The organism is Cupriavidus sp. FW305-3-2-15-C-LB2 (genome assembly GCF_058787575.1).
In genome coordinates this window covers 25,039-39,471 of the sequence record NZ_JBYSZW010000018.1, presented here as the reverse complement: position 1 = coordinate 39,471, position 14,433 = coordinate 25,039, and the positions used below count along the sequence as shown (strand labels likewise).

Sequence of the window (14,433 nt, the reverse complement as noted above, 5' to 3'; positions counted from 1 at the left end):
GGGGCCGCCGCGCCGGCCGCACCGGTGCCCAACAAGGGCGACACCGCCTGGCTGCTGGTCTCGACCGCCTTCGTGATCCTGATGACGCTGCCCGGCCTGGCGCTGTTCTACGGCGGCCTGGTGCGCTCCAAGAACATGCTGTCGGTGCTGATGCAGTGCCTGGTGATCTTCTCGCTGGTGGCGCTGCTGTGGGCGATCTATGGCTACAGCTTTGCCTTCACCGAGGGCAACGCCTTCTTCGGCGGCACCGACCGGCTCTTCATGAAGGGGCTGACGGTCGAGGCCGTGGCCGCCACCTTCAGCAAGGGCGTGGTGGTGCCGGAACTGGGCTACTTCGCCTTCCAGTGCGCCTTCGCCTGCATCACCTGCGGCCTGATCATCGGCGCCTTCGCCGAACGCGCCAAGTTCTCGGCCGTGCTGGTGTTCGTGGTGCTGTGGTTCACCTTCTCCTACATCCCGATGGCCCACATGGTCTGGTTCTGGCCGGGTCCGGACGCCTACACCGACGCTGCTGCCGGCGCCGCCGCGACCGCCAAGTCGGGCTGGCTGTTCCAGAAGGGCGCGCTCGACTTCGCCGGCGGCACCGTGGTGCACATCAACGCGGCCGTGGCCGGCCTGGTGGGCGCCTACATGTTCGGCAAGCGCATCGGCTTCGGCCGTGAGGCGATCCGTCCGCACAGCCTGACCTTCACCATGGTGGGTGCCTCGCTGCTGTGGTTCGGCTGGTTCGGCTTCAACGCCGGCTCGGCGCTGGAAGCCAACGGCTCGGCCGCGCTGGCCTTCGTCAACACGCTGCTGGCCACCTGCGCAGCAGTGCTGGCGTGGACCTTCGGCGAGTGGATCGGCAAGGGCAAGCCGTCGATGCTGGGCGGCGCCTCGGGCGCGGTGGCTGGCCTGGTGGCGATCACCCCGGCGGCCGGCTTTGTCGGCCCGATGGGCTCGATCGTGATGGGCCTGATCGCCGGCCTGCTGTGCCTGTGGGGAGTGACCGGCCTGAAGCGCATGCTGGGCATGGACGACTCGCTGGATGTGTTCGGCGTGCACGGCGTGGGCGGCATCGTGGGTGCGCTGCTGACCGGCGTGTTTGCCGCGCCCAGCCTCGGCGGCACGGGCATCTACGACTACGTGGCCAACAAGGTGGCGGACGACTACTCGATCGCCGGCCAGCTGTGGATCCAGTTCGAAGGCGTGCTGACCACCGTGGTGTGGTCCGGCGTGGTCGCCTTCGTGGCCTACAAGCTGGTGGACATGCTGATCGGCCTGCGGGTGCCGGAAGACGAAGAACGCGAGGGCCTGGATATCACCTCGCACGGCGAGACCGCGTATGAAGTCTGAGCGCAAAAGTGTTGTGCTGGAGAGCTGATTGGGAATCTTCTCTCAGGAGTTTTCGCCCGGCCGCGTGCCGGGCTTTTTTCTTTCCGGCATTGCCTGAGATTGCATACATTTGGCGGTCAGCCATGGCCGAACAACGCGTGCCGCGAATGCTTCGGGGGGACTTCCGAGCTTCCTCGCAAAACCCGCCAGCCGAGCGCCGGCAAGGGCTGGCTGGCGATCCCCCCGCGCGCTGCGCGGGCTTTTCGCAAAGTGCTTAACTCCGATCTTAAAAAGCTTCAATTGTCTTTAATGTGCGGGGCACATACATTGCCAGTGAGGCAGTTTCCTCCACCTGCAGAACGCTCCCCGTATCTGTCAGGCCATTTAAGAGCGCGGCATTGCCGCGCTTTTTTTTTGCCGGTGCGGCCGGCTCTTTATTTCGCGCCGCCCATCCCCATATCGTTATCCCTCAGGCCCGGCCATGCATATCCTTATAAGGGGTGTGCCAGCGCCTGGTTGGCCGTTCCTCTACAATCGGGGCGAACGATTAAGACGACGATTTATAGGATGGATATGGTCCCGCATCTCATCACCGCGCTGAACGGTCCGCTGCTCGAACTGGAAAAGAAAATCCTGGACGCCACGCCGTCCATCGAGCGCTGGTTCAGGCTGGAATGGCAGGAGCATACCCCTCCGTTCTATTGCTCGGTGGACCTGCGCAACGCCGGCTTCAAGCTGGCGCCGGTCGACACCAACCTGTTCCCGGGCGGATTCAACAACCTGGCCCCGGAAATGCTGCCGCTGGCGGTGCAGGCGGCGATGGCGGCGATCGAGAAGATCTGCCCGGACGCCAAGAACCTGCTGCTGATCCCCGAGCGGCATACCCGCAACATGTTCTATCTGCAGAACGTGGCGCGGCTGTCGCTGATCATGCGCCAGGCGGGCCTGAACGTGCGCCTGGGCTCGCTCTCCGAGGAAATCACCGAACCGACCCCGATCGAGCTGCCGGACGGCCAGACCCTGGTGGTCGAGCCGCTCGCGCGCCTGGGCACCAGGGGCCGCCGGCTGGGGCTGAAGGACTTCGACCCCTGTTCGATCCTGCTGAACAACGACCTGTCGGCCGGCATCCCGCCGATCCTGGAAAACATCAACGAGCAGTACCTGCTGCCGCCGCTGCATGCCGGCTGGTCCACGCGCCGCAAGAGCAGCCACTTTGCCGCCTATGACGAGGTGGCCAAGAAGTTCGCCAAGCTGATCGACATCGACCAGTGGATGGTCAACCCGTACTTCGCCCGCTGCTCCGGCGTGGACTTCCACGAGCGCGTGGGCGAGGAAGAACTGGCCGACGCGGTCGAGGGCGTGCTCAAGAAAATCGCCAAGAAGTACCGCGAGTACGGCATCAAGGAAACCCCGTACGTGGTGGTCAAGGCCGATGCCGGCACCTACGGCATGGGCATCATGACCGTGCGCGATCCGTCCGAGGTCAAGGGCCTGAACCGGAAGGAGCGCAACAAGATGAGCGTCGTCAAGGAAGGCCTTGAGGTCAGCGACGTCATCATCCAGGAAGGCGTGCACACCTTCGAGAAGGTCAATGAAGCGGTGGCTGAGCCGGTGGTGTACATGATCGACCGCTACGTGGTCGGCGGCTTCTACCGCGTGCACACGGGCCGCGGCAACGACGAGAACCTGAACGCGCCGGGCATGCATTTCGTGCCGCTGGCGTTTGCGCCCAACGGTATCCCCGACTCCCACGCCAAGCCCGGCGCGGCGGTGCCTAACCGGTTCTACATGTACGGCGTGGTGGCGCGATTGGCGCTGCTGGCGGCGTCCCTGGAACTCGAGAAAACCGACCCGAACCCGATCCTGTGACGAGCCCCATGCGCATCCTCTTCATCACTGACCCGCTGGAGACCTTCAAGACCTACAAGGACTCCACCTACGCCATGATGACCGAGGCCGCCGCGCGCGGCCACGAGCTGTACTGGTGCTTGCAGCCGCAACTGACCCTGTCCGGCCGTGTGGTCGAGACCATGGCCACGCGACTGCACCTGACCGGCGACGACCACGCCTGGTACCGCGAAGGCAACAGCGCGCTGGAGCCGCTGTCGGCATTCGACGCGGTGCTGATGCGCAAGGACCCGCCCTTCGACATGGAGTACGTCACCAGCACCTGGCTGCTGGAGCTGGCCGAGGCGCAGGGCGCGCGCGTGTTCAACAAGCCGCGCGCGATCCGCGACCATTCCGAGAAGCTGGCGATTGCCCAGTACCCGGAATTCATCACGCCGACGCTGGTTACGCGCGACCTGGCACGCATCCGCGACTTCCACGCCGAGCACCGCGACATCATCGTCAAGCCGCTCGACGGCATGGGCGGCATGGGCGTGTTCCGCGTCGGCGCGGACGGCATGAACCTGGCCGCGATCGTCGAGACTTTGGGCCACGACGGCGCCCGCACGCTGATGGTGCAGCGCTATATCCCGGCGATCAAGGACGGCGACAAGCGCATCCTGCTGATCGGCGGCGTGCCGGTGCCATATTCGCTGGCGCGCGTGCCGATGGCCGGCGAGGTGCGCGGCAACCTGGCTGCCGGCGGCACCGGCCGCGCGCAGGAACTGAGCCCGCGCGACCGCGAGATCGCCGAGGCCCTGGCGCCGGGGCTGTGGGAGCAGGGCCTGCTGCTGGTGGGCCTGGACGTCATCGGCGACTACCTGACCGAGGTCAATGTGACGAGTCCGACCTGTTTCCAGGAGATCACCCAGCAAACCGGCTTCCATGTCGCGGCGATGTTCATCGACGCGCTGGAGCACGCCGTGGACGCGGCCGGGCGCTGAGCCTGGCCGGCAGCGGGAGCGCGGGGGGCCGCCTGCTACAATCGGGGCAATCCAACGGATTCACCATCATGGCAGGCATTCTGATCATCGCGCACACCCCGCTGGCTTCGGCGCTGCGCGATTGCGCCGCCCACGTCTACTGCGGCCAGCCGCAGCGGCTGGAATCCATCGACGTCCTTCCCGATGCCGACCCCGCCGTCGTGCTGGCCGAGGCCAGGCGCCGGCTGGCGGCCATCTGCGAGGACAACGGCGCGCTGGTCCTCACCGATATCTTCGGCGCCACCCCCGCCAATATCGCCGCACGCCTGGCCGAGCCGGGCCGCGTGCGGGTGCTGGCCGGCGTCAACCTTCCCATGCTCGTGCGCGCGATCTGCTACCGCGGCGAAAAGCTCGACCAGCTTGCCACCAAGGCCCTGGCCGGCGGCTCGCAGGGTGTGCTGCAGGTCGGCACCACGACTGTCCAGAACCAAACCGCAAACCATCCCGACAAATATGCTGCAGAGGGACACCACCATCATCAATAAACTCGGCCTGCATGCGCGCGCGTCCGCCAAGCTGACCCAGCTCGCCGGCAACTTTGTCAGCCAGGTCAAGATGTCCCGCAATGGTCGCCAGGTCGACGCCAAGAGCATCATGGGCGTCATGATGCTGGCCGCCGGGATCGGCTCGACGGTGACCCTCGAGACCGACGGCCCCGACGAGCAGGAGGCGATGGACGCGCTGCTGGCGCTGATCGCCAACCGCTTTGGTGAGGGAGAGTGAGGCCGGCGGCCTCGACCCGAATTCTTAAACGTTCCTGACGGAGCGGTACATGCCTTTCGCCCTGCACGGCATCCCGGTCTCGCGCGGCGTCGCCATCGGGCGCGCGCACCTGCTTGCGCCCGCGGCGCTGGACGTGTCGCACTACCTGGTCGATGAAGACCAGCTCGACGCCGAGGTCGAACGGCTGCGCGCAGCGCGCGCCGCGGTGCGGGCGGAGCTGGCCGCGCTCAAGCGCGACCTGCCGCGCGATGCGCCCGAGGAGCTGGGCGCATTCCTGGACGTGCACGCGATGATCCTCGACGACGAGGCGCTGGCGCGCGAGCCCGAGGCCCTGATCCGGGGCCGCCGCTACAACGCAGAGTGGGCACTTACCACGCGCCTCGAAGAGCTGATGCGCCAGTTCGACGAGATCGAGGATGAATACCTGCGCGAGCGCAAGACCGATATCCGGCAGGTGGTCGAGCGCATCCTGAAGGCGCTCGCCGGGGCTCCGGTGCTGGTGCCCGCGCCGGTGCCGGCGCTGGCCGCCGACGGCGAGGCCGCGACCGGGGTGATCGTGGTGGCCCACGATATCGCCCCGGCCGACATGCTGCAGTTCCGCCATACCATCTTCCACGGCTTCGTCACCGACATGGGCGGACGCACCTCGCATACCGCCATCGTCGCGCGCAGCTTGGACATCCCGGCCGCGGTCGGCGTGCAGAGCGCGAGCGAGCTGATCCGCCAGGACGACTGGATCATCATCGACGGCGATGCCGGGCTGGTGATCGTCGACCCGACCGCCATCATCCTGGAAGAGTACCGCCACCGGCAGAGCGAGCGCGCGCTGGAAAAGAAGCGCCTGCAGCGGCTGCGGCATACCCCGGCGGTGACGCTGGACGGGCTGGAAATCGACCTGCTGGCCAATATCGAGATGGCCGAGGACGCAGGCGCGGCGCTGGCGGCCGGCGCGGTCGGCGTGGGCCTGTTCCGTTCCGAATTCCTGTTCATGAACCGGCGCGACGAGTTGCCGGGCGAGGACGAGCAGTTCCAGGCCTACCGCGGCGCGGTCGATGCCATGCACGGGCTGCCGGTGACTATCCGCACCATCGACATCGGCGCCGACAAGCCGCTCGATGCCCGCGGCGATGAATTCGAGACCGCGCTGAACCCGGCGCTGGGCCTGCGCGCGATCCGCTGGTCGCTGTCCGAGCCGGGCATGTTCCTGACCCAGCTGCGCGCGCTGCTGCGGGCTTCGGCCTTCGGCCCGGTGCGGCTGCTGGTGCCGATGCTGGCGCATGCCAGCGAGATCGACCAGACCCTGGCGCTGATCGCCAAGGCCAAGCGCCAGCTCGACGAGCGCGGCGAGGCCTATGACCCGGGCATGAAGGTCGGCGCCATGATCGAGATCCCGGCGGCGGTGCTGCTGCTGCCGCTGTTCCTGCGCAAGATGGACTTCCTGTCCATCGGCACCAACGACCTGATCCAGTACACGCTGGCCATCGATCGCGCCGACAACGCGGTGGCGCACCTGTTCGACCCGCTGCACCCGGCGGTGCTGCAGCTGGTGGCGCGCACCATCCGCGAGGCCAACCGCGCCGGCGTGCCGGTGGCCGTGTGCGGCGAAATGGCGGGCGACCCGTCCATGACCCGGCTGCTGCTGGGCATGGGGCTGCGCGAGTTCTCGATGCACCCGGCGCAGCTGCTGCGGGTCAAGCAGGAGATCCTGCATGCCCACTGCGAACGGCTCGAGCCGCTGGTCGACCAGGTCCTGCAGGCCTTCGATCCCGAGGAGCAGGCGGCCGCCCTGCGGCAGCTGGCACGACCCTGAAGCCATCAGGGTTTTCTGATGCGGAAAGGCGGCTGGTGCAGCACTTCTGCAAGCCGGAAAGTGCCGCCTCAGCCGCCTTCCTTTTGCATCCTGTGGCGCCTACCCGACCTCGCCCAATGTGGCTTAATGGGAATTGTTATCATTATTGATCTCTGATATTCTGACGTTCATTCGCAGTGGCATGCCGGTGCCACGCGCCCCAACGGAGGGACTTGTGTACGTCTGCATCTGCAACCAGATCACCGATCGTGAGATTCACGGTGCTGCGCACCTGGGCATCGAAACCCTCGACGAACTGGCCGAAACGCTTGGCGTCGGCACCTGCTGCGGCCGCTGCCGCGAGTGCGCGCACCAGGTGTTGCAGGAAGGCGTGGCGGCGGTGCGCAATGTCACCGTTGCGACCCTCGCCAACATCCAGGTTGTGGAGATTTCTTCCTGTTCCGCGTCGGGCCCATGTACCATAATGGACACTCGGGACCCGGCAGTCGCGAACGACCAGCGCAAGGCGCTGGTGGCCTGAACGCGCCCATGAACTGAAGACCAGTTCACGGCGCGCTTTTGCGCTTTTTCCTTTTTCACTGACTGCACGGCGCCATTGGCGCCGTTTCGTGTTTTTGCGCGGGCCCGGTGCAACAGGAGCCGCCAATGAAAGGTGACAAGAAGGTCATCCAGCATCTGAACGCCCAGCTCAAGAACGAGCTGACCGCGATCAACCAGTATTTCCTGCACGCCCGCATGTATCGCCACTGGGGCCTGAAGAAGCTCGGCGACGTGGAGTACAAGGAATCGATCGGCGAAATGAAGCACGCCGACCGCCTGATCGAGCGCATCCTGATGCTGGACGGCCTGCCCAACCTGCAGGATCTGCACAAGCTGCTGCTCGGCGAAGACACGCCCGAGATGCTCAAGTGCGACCTGAAGCTGGAGCAGACCGCGCACGCCACCGTCAAGGAAGGCATCGCCTACTGCGAATCCGTAGGCGATTACGTCAGCCGCGAAATCCTGGTCGATATACTCACCGATACCGAGGAACATATCGAATACCTGGAAACGCAGCTGGACCTGATCGACAAGGTCGGGCTGCAGAACTACCTGCAGTCGCAGATGGAGCCGGGCGAGCAATAAGCCGGTTTCCGGCGTGGGCGCTCTCGATGAGCGGCCGCCCCAGCGCGCGGCGCCGTTCGGCTCCGCCTTGTTGCTCGCCTGCAGGCAGTAACCCTTCTCATTCCGATTCCTGTTCTTTATCCAGGCGTCCCTGGCGGGCAAAGGCTCCTGTCCCGCCACGGCGCCGCGCAAATCTCACCCTACGATTAATGATGCGCCCTGACACCGCGGACTTCCGCACCCTGTTCCTCAGCGGCGTGGCCATGCTTGACGTGCGCGCGCCGCTGGAATTCGCGCGCGGGGCCTTCCCCGGCGCGGTCAACCTGCCGCTGATGGATGATGCCGAGCGCCACGAGGTGGGCCTGTGCTATGCGCAGAAGGGCCAGCAGGCGGCAATCGAACTTGGCCACCAGCTGGTGTCCGGGCTGCGCAAGGCCGCGCGGATCGCAGCCTGGGCGGAGTTTGCGCGCGCGCATCCGGACGGCTACCTGTATTGCTTCCGCGGCGGGCTGCGCTCGCAGCTGGTGCAGCAATGGCTGCATGCGGCCGGTGTCGATTACCCCCGCGTGACCGGCGGCTACAAGGCCATGCGCGGCTTCCTGATCGAGACCACCGATGCCGCGGCGGCCGAGCAGCAATGGTTTGTGCTGGGCGGCCTGACCGGCAGCGGCAAGACCGATGTGCTGGCCGACGTGCCCGCCGCGATCGACCTCGAAGGCCATGCGCGGCACCGCGGCTCGGCCTTCGGCCGGCGCGCGCTGGCGCAGCCGCCGCAGATCGATTTCGAGAACGCGCTGGCCATCGACGTGCTGCGGCATATTGACGCAGGCTGGCGTGCGCTGCTGGTGGAGGACGAGGGCCGCTTTATCGGCAGCCGCGACGTGCCGCAGGTGCTGACGCAGCGCATGCAGGCCAGCCCGCTGGTGTGGCTGGAAGCGTCGTTCGACGAACGCGTGGAGCGCGTGCTGCGCGACTATGTGCAGGGGCTGGCGGCGGAGTTCATTGCCGAGAAGGGCAGCACGGAAGGCTTCGAAGCCTACGCCACGCGCCTGCGCGAGGCCATGGCCGGGATCTCGCCGCGGCTGGGCGGTGCCCGCTACGGCAAGCTGTCGGCGTTGCTGGACCAGGCGCTGGCGCAGCAGGCGGAGCGGGGCGAAGTGGATCTGCACCGCGGCTGGATCGAAGTGCTGCTGCGCGAGTACTACGATCCGATGTACGCCTTCCAGCGCGAACAGCGCGAGGCGCGCATCGTCTTTCGCGGTGACCGCGCCGCAGTCACCGACTGGCTGCGGGCGCACACGGCGCAGCGGGGCTAGTCTGCCGATTCAGTGCCCGGCGCAGACCGGGCAATCCGGCGTGCGTGCCAGCCGCATCGTGGTCCATTCCATCGACAGCGCATTGACCATCAGCAGCCGGCCCGCCAGGCTCTCGCCGACACCCGCGAGCAGCTTGAGCGCCTCGGCCGCCTGCACGGTGCCGACCATGCCGACCAGCGGCGCGAACACGCCCATGGTGGCGCAGGCCACTTCCGGCGCGGGTTCGGCCGGCGGGAACAGGCAGGCGTAGCAGGGCGCGTCGGGCTGGCGCCGGTCGAACACGCTGATCTGGCCATCGAAGCGCAGCGCCGCGCCTGACACCAGCGGCACCTTGTGGCGCACGCAGGCGCGGTTGACTGCCTGGCGCGTAGCGAAGTTGTCGCAGCAATCGAGCACCACGTCGGCGCTGGCGACGAGCTGGGCAAGCTCTGCATCGCCCACGCGCGCGGGCACCGTCACGATCTCCAGCCCCGGGTTGATGCGCAGCATGCCTTCGCGCGCCGAATCCACCTTGGGCCGGCCCACGTTGGCGGTGGTGTGGATGATCTGGCGCTGCAGGTTGGTCAGGTCGACTTCATCGTCGTCGACCACCGTGATGCGGCCCACCCCGGCCGAGGCCAGGAAGGGCAGCGCGGCCGCGCCCAGGCCGCCGGCACCGATCACCAGCGCATGGCCGGCAAGCAGGCGCCGCTGGCCCTCGATGCCGAGCTCGTCCAGCAGGATGTGGCGCGAGTAGCGCAGCAGTTGTTCGTCGTTGAGGCCGTCGTCGCTCATGAGGTAATCCCTCGAGTGCTGAAGGGGAGGGCGGTTTTGGGTGCTCCAAAGCCGCCCGAGCTAGCCCAAGCAAGGTGTTCTCCCTCTCCCCTCATGGGGAGAGGGTTGGGGTGAGGGGTGGTTTAGCTAGGAGCCACATCACCCGGAGCCAACGGTGTTAACCCACCGCCCTCAGCCTTTGACGCTCCTGCCCTCTCCCCCTGCCCCTCTCCCGCAAGCGGGAGAGGGGAGCAAACCGGCAGCCTGAACAAAGCCCCAGGCTCTCAGGGTGCCTTGCCCGTCGGCGTGCCCAGCGGCTCGCCGATCGGAGCGCTGGCCGGCGGCTGCTTGCCGGGGGCCGGCGCCGCCGGCTTGGCTGCCGGTGCGCTGGCGCCCTTGGCGCCGCTCTTGCCCGAGGGCTTGGCCGCCTTGCCGTTGTCGGCCGGCGGATTGGTTTCCAGCTTCGACTTGGAGCGCTTGACCGGCTGGCCGTTGAGCTGGGCGATGGCCTGCTGCAGCATGAAGTCGTCGGCCGTACCGAATTCAACCGGCTTCTTGCGGCGGTCCTTCTCGCGCTCTTCCGGCGTCTTCTTCGCGTTCTCTTCTTCCAGGCGGCGCAGTTCGTCCACGCGGCGCTGCTCGCGCTCGGTCATTTCCGGCTGTTCCGATTCCTGCTTGTTGTGCAGGTGGCGCTCGGTGTCGATTTCGCGCGTGATCAGCGCGTCGTCCGGATCGCCTTCGGGGTTCTGGTCGACCGGGATGTCCGGACGGATGCCCTTGGCCTGGATCGACTTGCCGCTCGGCGTGTAGTAGTACGCGATGGTCAGCTTGATGCCGGTGTCGTTGGTCAGCGGGCGCACGGTCTGCACCGAGCCCTTGCCGAAGGTGGTCTTGCCCATGATCTGCGCGCGGTGATGATCCTGCAGCGCGCCCGCCACGATCTCGGAGGCCGAGGCCGAGTAGGCGTTGGTCAGCACCACCATCGGGATCTTCTTGTAGAGCGCGGGCAGGTCCTTGAGCGGATCGTCTTCGAGCGACGACAGGCGGTAGTTGTTGTACGTCGCCTTGTACACGCGCTTGGCATCGGGCACCTGGCCGTTGGTGGACACCACCGTGGCGTCTTCCGGCAGGAAGGCCGCGGCCACGCCGACCGCGCCCTGCAGCACGCCGCCGCCGTTGTTGCGCAGGTCCAGCACCAGGCCCTTCATGTTGGGGTTCTTCTGCGCCAGTTCGGCCAGCTTGCGGGACAGGTCGGCGATGGTGCGTTCCTGGAAGCTGGTCAGGCGGATCCAGCCGATATTGTTGTCCAGCATCTTGGCCTTGACCGACTGCACGCGGATCTCGGCGCGCGTGATCGAGACCGGGAAGGTGCGTTCCTCGCTCTTGCGGTAGATGGTCAGCGTGACCTTGGTGCCGGGCTCGCCGCGCATGCGCTTGACCGCCTGCTCCAGCGGCAGGCCGCGCACGGGCTTGTCGTCGATGCGGGTGATCAGGTCGCCCGGCTGGATGCCGGCGCGGAAGGCAGGGGTGTCCTCGATCGGGTTGATCACCTTGACCAGGCCTTCTTCCTGCGAGATCTCGATGCCCAGGCCGGCGAAGCGTCCGCGCGTGCCTTCTTGCAGTTCCTTGAAGTCTTTCTCGTCGAGATAGGACGAATGCGGGTCGAGGCTGGCGACCATGCCCTTGATGGCTTCGGTCAGCAGCTTCTTGTCATCGACCGGCTCCACGTACTCGCGCTTGATCTGCCCGAAGATATCGGCCATCAGCCGCAGCTGGTCAAGCGGCAAGGGCCCCGATGAATTCTGGGCGGTCGCCGAAATCTGCAGCGTGGCGAGCACGCCGGCGACGAGGCCGACAGAAACCAGGCTGATGTTCTTGAGGGTCTTGCGCATGAGGGCTGCCTGAACGTGTACTCGAAGTACTGGTGTACGGTATGGGGATTATGCCGGCTGCGGCCGCCCGGCGCCGGGCGGTTTGTCGGACAGTATAAGTGCGAGTGGTGAAAAGGGCCTGTCCCGTCCCGGCTCAGGGTGGGCGGCCGCACATCCGCGCGCGGCCACCCGGGCGGGCTTCAGCGTGCCTTGCCCTGGCTGGCCACGGCCGCCAGCGAGGCGGCGATGGCGTCCTGGTCACCCAGGTAGTAGTGGCGCAGGGGGCGCAGGTCGGCGTCCAGCTCATAGACGAGCGGGGTGCCGTTGGGGATATTGAGTCCGACGATATCGTCATCCGAGATCTGGTCCAGGTATTTCACCAGCGCGCGGATGCTGTTGCCATGGGCGGCAATGACCACGCGCTTGCCCGATTGGATGTCGGGGGCAATGGATTCGTTCCACAGCGGCATCACGCGGGCCACGGTGTCCTTCAGGCATTCGGTCAGCGGGATTTCATTGCGCGGCACATTGGCGTAGCGCGGATCGTCGTACGAGGCACGCGGATCGGTGGGCTCCAGCGCGGGCGGCGGCGTGTCATAGCTGCGGCGCCACACCAGCACCTGCTCGTCGCCGAACTTGGCGGCCGTTTCTGCCTTGTTCAGGCCGGCCAGCGCGCCGTAGTGGCGCTCGTTCAGGCGCCATTCGTTGCGCACCGGGATCCACATCAGGTCCATTTCATCCTGCACATGCCACAGCGTGCGGATGGCACGCTTGAGCACCGAGGTATAGGCCACGTCAAAGCCCAGGCCGGCATCCTTGAGCAGCTTGCCGGCCTGGCGCGCCTGGTCGGCGCCGGTTTCGGTCAGGTCGACGTCGACCCAGCCGGTAAAGCGGTTTTCAAGGTTCCACGTGGATTCGCCGTGGCGGATGAGGACGAGCTTGTACATGCTGCTGCTTCCAGAGAGTAGGTAACCTGCATGCGTCCGCGCCGTCACCTGGAAGGGCTGATGGGTTCCTTGTGGACATCCCATGTCTCAGACAGGCGACAATGGCGGATGGCCATGCGACGGCAGGGCCTGGACGCCAAACCGCGTATTTTATAATGCCGCCGACCCAACCTACCGGAATGCCAACGTGAATTTCTTCGCCGACTACAACAACCTCGCTCTGATCGCCCTTGCCGTGGTCTCGGGCGGCCTGCTGGCCTGGCCCGCGATCTCGCGCAGCACCCGCGGCAAGACCGTCAATACGGCCACCGCGACCCAGCTGATCAACAAGCGCGGCGCGGTCGTGGTCGACATCCGCGAGCCCGCCGAGTATGCCAAGGGTCACCTGCCGCAAGCCAAGAGCGCTCCGCTGGCCGACCTGCCCTCGCGCGCGGCCGGCCTTGCAAAGGACAAGGCTGCCCCCATCATCGTCGTGTGCCAGACCGGCCAGCGCTCGGGCAAGGCCCAGGCAGCGTTGAAGGAAGCCGGTTACAGTGAGATCTACGCGCTCGAGGGCGGCATCGCCGCCTGGCAGCAGGCAGGCCTGCCGCTGGTGAAGTAATCCCGGGCAGCACCGCCGTATCCGTCACAAGGCGCGCCCCCGGCCAGGCCGGGCCGCGCGCGCATTGCATTCAAGGAGAACCCGCATGGCCCGTGTCGTCATGTACAGCACCGTGGTGTGCCCGTATTGCCTGATGGCTGAACGCCTGCTCAAGTCCAGGGGCGTGGAAACGATCGAGAAGGTCCTGATCGACCGCGAACCCGGCAAGCGTGAAGAGATGATGGCCCGTACCGGTCGCCGCACCGTGCCGCAGATCTACATCGACGAGACCCACGTGGGTGGCTTCGACGACCTCTCGGCGCTGGACCGCCAGGGCGGCCTGGTGCCGCTGCTGGCCGCCTGAGCCGGTTGCGCCGGCGCTGGCGCGGAATCGTCTGATTCCGCGCCGCGCTGGTTCCGGCTTACCCCCGGCGCGGGTGAATTCGCCACCCGCGTCATGTACCATATGCGTTTTTCAAGCGGGCACCGGCCAGCCTTGCACGATGCAAGGATTGCGGCCGCCGCGCCCGATGCACACCAGCCCATCCTCCCGGAAGCCTTTCATGAGCGACCAGCAAAACACCCAGCAGGACGATCAACCCTTCTTCAACATCCAGCGCGTCTACCTGAAAGACATGTCGCTGGAGCAGCCCAATTCGCCCGGCATCTTCCTGGAATCGGAAGCCCCGTCGGTGGAAGTGCAGGTCAACGTCGGCGCTTCGCAGCTGCAGGAAGGGATCTTCGAGGTGGTGGTGACGGGCACCGTGACGACCAAGGTGCAGGACAAGGTTGCCTTCCTGGTGGAAGCGCACCAGGCCGGCATCTTCGATATCCGCAACGTGCCGGTGGAGCAGCTGGACCCGCTGCTGGGCATCGCCTGCCCGACCATCCTGTACCCGTACCTGCGCGGCAATATCGCTGACGTGATCACCCGCGCCGGCTTCCAGGCCATCCACCTGTCGGAAATCAACTTCCAGGCGCTGTATGAGCAACGCCTGCAGGCCGCCATGGAAGAAGCCCAGGGTGCCGAAGGCGGCAACAGCGGCATCGTGATGCCCGACGGCAGCCAGGCCCGCCACTGATTCCGGCGTCCTGAGCCATCATCGAAACGGGGCTGCGGCCCCGTTTTGCCTTTGGGCTACCAT

At 66.5% G+C, this 14,433-nt stretch carries 15 protein-coding genes; 12 read left to right on the top strand and 3 right to left on the bottom strand.

The window, feature by feature from the left end; translation table 11 throughout:
- The 9 genes from amt to mnmH form a co-directional block, all read left to right on the top strand.
- A partial coding sequence (gene amt / locus AC3WRR_RS15260; protein WP_492297362.1) for an ammonium transporter occupies positions 1-1,335 on the top strand: 1,335 nt, incomplete at its 5' end.
- 552 nt (positions 1,336-1,887) lie between these two features.
- Positions 1,888-3,183 carry a glutamate--cysteine ligase gene (gshA, locus tag AC3WRR_RS15255; protein WP_011614459.1) on the top strand — a complete coding sequence of 432 codons (1,296 nt, stop codon included), beginning with the start codon at positions 1,888-1,890 and terminating at the stop codon, positions 3,181-3,183.
- A gap of 8 nt (positions 3,184-3,191) precedes the next feature.
- Entirely contained in the window at positions 3,192-4,145 is a 954-nt protein-coding gene (gene gshB / locus AC3WRR_RS15250; protein ID WP_010814840.1) for a glutathione synthase, read from the top strand.
- 68 nt (positions 4,146-4,213) lie between these two features.
- A complete protein-coding gene (locus AC3WRR_RS15245) occupies positions 4,214-4,669 on the top strand; it encodes a PTS sugar transporter subunit IIA (protein ID WP_010814839.1) in 456 nt (151 codons plus the stop codon).
- Positions 4,638-4,907 carry an HPr family phosphocarrier protein gene (locus AC3WRR_RS15240; protein WP_010814838.1) on the top strand — a complete coding sequence of 90 codons (270 nt, stop codon included), beginning with the start codon at positions 4,638-4,640 and terminating at the stop codon, positions 4,905-4,907. Before AC3WRR_RS15245 ends, AC3WRR_RS15240 begins: the two co-directional genes overlap by 32 nt.
- A gap of 49 nt (positions 4,908-4,956) precedes the next feature.
- Positions 4,957-6,717, top strand: coding sequence for a phosphoenolpyruvate--protein phosphotransferase (gene ptsP / locus AC3WRR_RS15235; RefSeq protein ID WP_010814837.1), 1,761 nt, complete (start codon positions 4,957-4,959; stop codon positions 6,715-6,717).
- A 214-nt stretch (positions 6,718-6,931) separates the two neighbouring features.
- The gene (locus AC3WRR_RS15230; protein ID WP_010814836.1) at positions 6,932-7,237 is read left to right on the top strand and encodes a (2Fe-2S)-binding protein; all 306 of its coding nucleotides are present in this window, start codon (positions 6,932-6,934) and stop codon (positions 7,235-7,237) included.
- A gap of 125 nt (positions 7,238-7,362) precedes the next feature.
- Positions 7,363-7,842: a bacterioferritin gene (gene bfr / locus AC3WRR_RS15225; protein WP_010814835.1), complete on the top strand. Its 480-nt coding sequence runs from the start codon at positions 7,363-7,365 to the stop codon at positions 7,840-7,842.
- 191 nt (positions 7,843-8,033) lie between these two features.
- Positions 8,034-9,137 (top strand): tRNA 2-selenouridine(34) synthase MnmH, encoded by a 1,104-nt coding sequence (gene mnmH / locus AC3WRR_RS15220; protein ID WP_010814834.1) that lies wholly within the window; start codon positions 8,034-8,036, stop codon positions 9,135-9,137.
- A gap of 9 nt (positions 9,138-9,146) precedes the next feature.
- Here the strand turns inward: mnmH and AC3WRR_RS15215 are convergent, their stop codons facing one another.
- The 3 genes from AC3WRR_RS15215 to gpmA form a co-directional block, all read right to left on the bottom strand.
- Positions 9,147-9,911, bottom strand: coding sequence for a HesA/MoeB/ThiF family protein (locus AC3WRR_RS15215; protein WP_010814833.1), 765 nt, complete (start codon positions 9,909-9,911; stop codon positions 9,147-9,149).
- A gap of 263 nt (positions 9,912-10,174) precedes the next feature.
- A complete protein-coding gene (locus tag AC3WRR_RS15210; protein WP_010814832.1) occupies positions 10,175-11,782 on the bottom strand; it encodes a S41 family peptidase in 1,608 nt (535 codons plus the stop codon).
- Positions 11,783-11,961: 179 nt separating this feature from the next.
- On the bottom strand, positions 11,962-12,708 hold the full coding sequence (gene gpmA, locus AC3WRR_RS15205) for a 2,3-diphosphoglycerate-dependent phosphoglycerate mutase (protein WP_010814831.1): 747 nt from the start codon (positions 12,706-12,708) through the stop codon (positions 11,962-11,964).
- 187 nt (positions 12,709-12,895) lie between these two features.
- Here gpmA and AC3WRR_RS15200 point away from each other — a divergent pair, with 187 nt between their 5' ends.
- The 3 genes from AC3WRR_RS15200 (at position 12,896) to secB (ending at position 14,370) form a co-directional block, all read left to right on the top strand.
- Positions 12,896-13,309 carry a rhodanese-like domain-containing protein gene (locus tag AC3WRR_RS15200; RefSeq protein ID WP_010814830.1) on the top strand — a complete coding sequence of 138 codons (414 nt, stop codon included), beginning with the start codon at positions 12,896-12,898 and terminating at the stop codon, positions 13,307-13,309.
- A gap of 85 nt (positions 13,310-13,394) precedes the next feature.
- Positions 13,395-13,652 carry a glutaredoxin 3 gene (grxC, locus tag AC3WRR_RS15195; RefSeq protein WP_010814829.1) on the top strand — a complete coding sequence of 86 codons (258 nt, stop codon included), beginning with the start codon at positions 13,395-13,397 and terminating at the stop codon, positions 13,650-13,652.
- 199 nt (positions 13,653-13,851) lie between these two features.
- Complete coding sequence (gene secB / locus AC3WRR_RS15190; RefSeq protein WP_010814828.1) at positions 13,852-14,370, top strand: protein-export chaperone SecB; 519 nt, start codon at positions 13,852-13,854, stop codon at positions 14,368-14,370.
- Positions 14,371-14,433: the final 63 nt, after the last annotated feature.

Bases quoted from the DNA above. Each gene is read 5' to 3' on its own strand.
- gshA (WP_011614459.1), top strand. From the start codon at position 1,888: ATGGTCCCGCATCTCATCACCGCGCTGAACGGTCCGCTGCTCGAACTG.
- gshB (WP_010814840.1), top strand. From the start codon at position 3,192: ATGCGCATCCTCTTCATCACTGACCCGCTGGAGACCTTCAAGACCTAC.
- AC3WRR_RS15245 (WP_010814839.1), top strand. From the start codon at position 4,214: ATGGCAGGCATTCTGATCATCGCGCACACCCCGCTGGCTTCGGCGCTG.
- AC3WRR_RS15240 (WP_010814838.1), top strand. From the start codon at position 4,638: ATGCTGCAGAGGGACACCACCATCATCAATAAACTCGGCCTGCATGCG.
- ptsP (WP_010814837.1), top strand. From the start codon at position 4,957: ATGCCTTTCGCCCTGCACGGCATCCCGGTCTCGCGCGGCGTCGCCATC.
- bfr (WP_010814835.1), top strand. From the start codon at position 7,363: ATGAAAGGTGACAAGAAGGTCATCCAGCATCTGAACGCCCAGCTCAAG.
- mnmH (WP_010814834.1), top strand. From the start codon at position 8,034: ATGCGCCCTGACACCGCGGACTTCCGCACCCTGTTCCTCAGCGGCGTG.
- AC3WRR_RS15215 (WP_010814833.1), bottom strand. From the start codon at position 9,911: ATGAGCGACGACGGCCTCAACGACGAACAACTGCTGCGCTACTCGCGC.
- AC3WRR_RS15210 (WP_010814832.1), bottom strand. From the start codon at position 11,782: ATGCGCAAGACCCTCAAGAACATCAGCCTGGTTTCTGTCGGCCTCGTC.
- gpmA (WP_010814831.1), bottom strand. From the start codon at position 12,708: ATGTACAAGCTCGTCCTCATCCGCCACGGCGAATCCACGTGGAACCTT.
- grxC (WP_010814829.1), top strand. From the start codon at position 13,395: ATGGCCCGTGTCGTCATGTACAGCACCGTGGTGTGCCCGTATTGCCTG.
- secB (WP_010814828.1), top strand. From the start codon at position 13,852: ATGAGCGACCAGCAAAACACCCAGCAGGACGATCAACCCTTCTTCAAC.